Annotated in this window: 3 protein-coding genes; 1 reads left to right on the plus strand and 2 read right to left on the minus strand. The window is 66.8% G+C overall.

What is annotated here, in order from left to right; genetic code table 11:
• Nucleotides 1-83: 83 nt before the first annotated feature.
• Together ACXJKR_RS26225 and ACXJKR_RS26230 are read right to left on the minus strand one after the other, a co-directional pair.
• Nucleotides 84-494, minus strand: coding sequence for a PaaI family thioesterase (locus ACXJKR_RS26225; RefSeq protein WP_457325307.1), 411 nt, complete (start codon nucleotides 492-494; stop codon nucleotides 84-86).
• A gap of 83 nt (nucleotides 495-577) precedes the next feature.
• The gene (locus tag ACXJKR_RS26230; RefSeq protein WP_457325308.1) at nucleotides 578-3,265 is read right to left on the minus strand and encodes a zinc-dependent metalloprotease; all 2,688 of its coding nucleotides are present in this window, start codon (nucleotides 3,263-3,265) and stop codon (nucleotides 578-580) included.
• Between the two features lie 124 nt (nucleotides 3,266-3,389).
• Between ACXJKR_RS26230 and ACXJKR_RS26235 the strand changes: the two genes are divergently transcribed.
• Complete coding sequence (locus ACXJKR_RS26235) at nucleotides 3,390-3,980, plus strand: YqiA/YcfP family alpha/beta fold hydrolase (protein WP_457325309.1); 591 nt, start codon at nucleotides 3,390-3,392, stop codon at nucleotides 3,978-3,980.
• Nucleotides 3,981-4,085: the final 105 nt, after the last annotated feature.

The raw sequence follows: 4,085 nt of genomic DNA on the forward strand, positions 1-4,085 counted from the left end.
AAAGTTACCCGCCCTCGCGGGGCGGATTCCCGCGGCACTGCACGCGAGTCATGAGGACGCCGGCAAGAGCAAACCACACCAACTCACTTCCCGTACAACACCATCTGCGTACACCTGAACAAAGCCATCGTCTTCCCGGTGTCCTTGTTCGTCACCACCGCATCCCAGATCTGCGTCGTCTTGCCTAGGTGCACCGGCCGGGCCACGCAGGCGATAGTCCCTTCGCGCGCCGTGCCCAGGTGGTTGGACTTCAGCTCGATGGTCGTGAAGCCCACCGCGCCCGGCGGCAGGTTGGCGATGCAGCCATAGCCGGCACAGCTGTCCGCCAGCGTCACGATGCTGCCGGCGTGCAGATAGCCGTTGGGTGCCATCAGCTCCTCGCGCACCACCAGCTCAGCCTTGATCTCGCCGGGGTCGGCCTGGGTGAAGACGATGCCCAGATGGCCAGGCAGGTTCCTGGCACCGAATTGATTCAGTTTGTCGGGTGTGGACATGGCGGATCCCTCGAAGTGGCGGCCATGCTAAGACAAGAAAAAAGGCCGGCATGAAGCCGGCCTTTGATTGAGCACGAAGCCGATCAGCTGCGCACCAGCGAGGCCTTCAGCATCGAGTTCAGCATGTCCAGCGTCTCCGCCAAATGCGCACGCGTCTCGACCGACAGACCCGGCTTGGCCGAGGCCACACGCAGCTCGTTGGCGAGCTGCGTCGCGTGCCAGCGTGCCATCGAGAAAGCGTCGGCGTACACCGTCGCCCCATTGGTCGCACGGTTCAGCTGGCCTTGCAGGCGGCGCAGGTACTCGCGTTGCAGGCTGCGGCGCATGCGGTCGATTTCGGCACCGGTCTTCAGCTCGCTGAAGATCGCACCCTGCAGCGTGCCATAGACCTCGCTCAGCGACACCGCGCCCTTGCGCTGGGCCTCGGGCAGGTAGGCGCCCTGCTCGATGAGACGGCGCGCCGTGTTGGGTGACATCAGGCGGTCCAGCACCCGGCCCTGCAGCGCACTGACGCTGTCCGGGATGGAGATGGGCAGGCCGCGGTCCCACTCGTTGTAGTCCAGCGTCTGGGTCACGAGGAACTCGGGCTTGAACTTGAAGGAGTCGCTGGACAGCAGGCCTGCCGCAATGAAGCGCAGGGCCTCGCGCTGCTGGGCGTTGTCCACCGGCTTGAAGGCCGGGCCGGCGGTCACGCCCGGCACGACACGCTCGGCCTGCATGCCGCCCACGTATTTGCTGACGTTGTTGGCCGTCATGCCCAATTGGCGGAAGCTCTCAAAGATGGAGCGGCGGTTGCGCAGCGGGTCGTCGCCGACGACGGCCGGGCGCGACTGCACGCGCTCCCACAGCTCCTGGCTGAGTTTGAGGCGCTTCTTGGCATAGGCCAGCGGGTCGTCGCCCAGGTCGCGCTGGTTGGTGCGCGGGTCGAAGCCATCGTAGGGGCCGCCGACGCCCTGGTCGAAGTCGTCGCCATAGGCCAGCTTGGGCTCGGTCGAGCGCGCAGCGATCTTGGCCAGCTCGGCGGCCTCCTGCTCTGCAACGATGGGCTTGTAGGCGTACTCGATGGCCCAGTAGTCGTAGGCGCCCAGCGTGGTGTTCGTCAGGCTGGCCTTGGCCTCGCCCTTGAGCGGCAGGTTGTAGGCGTTGTAGTCCATCACCGAGTTGGAGATGCCATTGGCCTCGGTGAAAGCCTTGTCCTTGAGCTGGGCCTGGGTGACCGTCGTGGAGGACTTGAAGTTGTGCTTGAGGCCGAGCGTGTGGCCGACCTCATGCATCACCACGTCCTTGATGACGGCCTGGGCCAGGGCCTCGGCCTCGGGGCCGTTCATGTCCATGCCCTCTGCCCCGCCCCGCAGGGACAGCAAATCCAGCGCAAAGCCGAACTCGTTGGCCTGGTCGGCCATGTAATTGCATTGCTGCTCGGAAAGCCGCAGGCTGCGCTCACCCATCCAGCTGCTGGCGGCATGGTCGTGTCCATGGAAGCCGAGCACGTCGTCCGAAGCCAGGCGGCGCGAGCCGCGGCCGAAGACGTCGCTCATGCCGATGTCGGCGTCCAGGATTTCACCGGTGCGCGGGTCCTTGTTGCTAGGGCCGATGGCAAAGCCGACGTCGGCGCCGGTGAACCAGCGGACGGACGCGTGCGTCGAGTCCATGTTGTCCCAGTCAGCGTCGTCGGGCTGCTGCCTGGCCTGCACGGCGTCCTTGAAGCCGATCTTCTCGAAGGCCTTGTTCCACTCCTCGATGCCGGCCTTGACCGCCGCGCGGTATTTGGTCGGGATGTTCTTGTCCATCCAGTAGACGATGGGCTGCACGGGCTCCGACAGCGCTGCGCTCGGGTCCTTCTTCTCCAGGCGCCAGCGGGCGATCATGTGCACGCGCGGGTTGGCTTTCAGGTCGTCGCCGAAGTCGCTGTAGCTCTCCATGAAATGACCCAGGCGCGGGTCGGCATGGCGCACGGCGGCCGGCTGCTCCGGCAAGGCACGGAAGCTGTAGACGAAGCTGAAGAACATCGAACGCGGATCCGGCGTCGCCTGAGGCGGCGTGGGCACCGGCACGGGCACGGGAACCAGCGGCGGCGCGGGAATGCGCGGCGTGGCGAAGTGCACGCGTGAAGTCAGCGTGGAAACCTGGGCATCGGCGCGGGTGGCTTCGATGAATGAGTTGCCTCGGTCGGGCGCGAACGGCAGGCGGTAGGCAAATTCCAGGCGCGTGGAGTAGCCCGGAATGTCGCTCAGCAGCAGGTTGCTGGCGTCGATCAGCACCGACTTGCGGTCCGGGTGGTCGGCGCTGGCGACCGGCACGCCGCCGATCAGGCTGGGCGAGAAAGCCTGCTCGATGGCCAGCTTGCTGGACGGGTTGTCCGTGCGGAACTTGGTGTTCAGCGCAATCAGCTGCACATGGTTGCCAATGCGACGCCATTCGGCCAGCTCGTCGCCCAGCATCTGGCTGGCGTACAGGCCGCGCTCGCCGACGGCGTTGGCGACGTTGACACTGAACAGGAAGGGCTTGTTGAAGGCTTCCTTGGGGATCTCGATCCAGACCTTCTCGTCCTTGCGCCAGATCGGGAACAGGCCGGGCTGCTCCTTGGCGCCCTTGATGATCTCGGCAAAGGGCTTGGGCGCCGTCGGGTCGGCCGGCGGGCGGGCGGGAGCGGGTGCCGAAGCGGCGGCGCCAGGGGCCGAAGCGGCGCCATTGGGCGCGGGCGGGGTCTGGGCTTGGGCAACCGCGGCCAGCGCGAGCAGGGCGGCGGCGGCCAGGGCGGTGCGGGGCATCGGGATCATGGGGTGACGGTCCGGGATTGCGGAAAGGCAGGCACTGTGGCTGGGAGCGACACTCGCGTCAATCGGAGCCCTCCCCCGTCGCGGAGCGGCAGAAATTCACGCAAAAACTTCCGTCATGTCGTTGACTCATCTGCTCTATTTGCACGGCTTTCGCTCGTCGCCGGCCTCGGCCAAAGCGCTGCGAATGGCCGCCTGGGCGGCCACACAGCCGGGCCTGACCTTCGCCTGCCCGCAGCTGCCGCCCTCCCCGCTTGACGCCATGGCCCTTGTCGCCGGAATCGTGGCGGCCTGGCCATCCGAGGGTGCCGCCGTCATCGGCAGCTCGCTGGGCGGTTTCTACGCCACCTCGCTGGCCGAGCAGCGCGCTCACCGCGGCTGGCGCGTCGCCGTGCTGAACCCCGCGGTGGACCCGGCGCGCGATCTGTCCCGCCACATCGGCACGCTGACGGCCTGGCACGACCCGCAGCTGAAGTTCGAGTTCACGGCCCAGCATGTGGCCGAACTCGCCGCGCTGACGCCGCCGGCACGGCTGACGACGCCGCTGCGCTACTACACGCTGATCGCCAAGGGCGACGAGCTGCTGGATTGGCACGAGATGCTGGCCCGTTATGCCGGCTGCGACGGCGAGGTGCTGGAGGGCAGCGACCACGGGTTGTCCGACTTCGAAGACCACCTGCCCGGCTTGCTGAAACACCTTCAAGGCTGAGGCGACAATCGCCCTCCTATGTTTGCGCTGTTTGATGACGCCGGGAAATTTCTCGCCGGCCGGGTGATGTCGGAGGCCGATGCCTCGCTGCAGGTCGAGCTGGAG

The sequence above is a fragment of the Roseateles sp. P5_E11 genome (genome assembly GCF_054049355.1).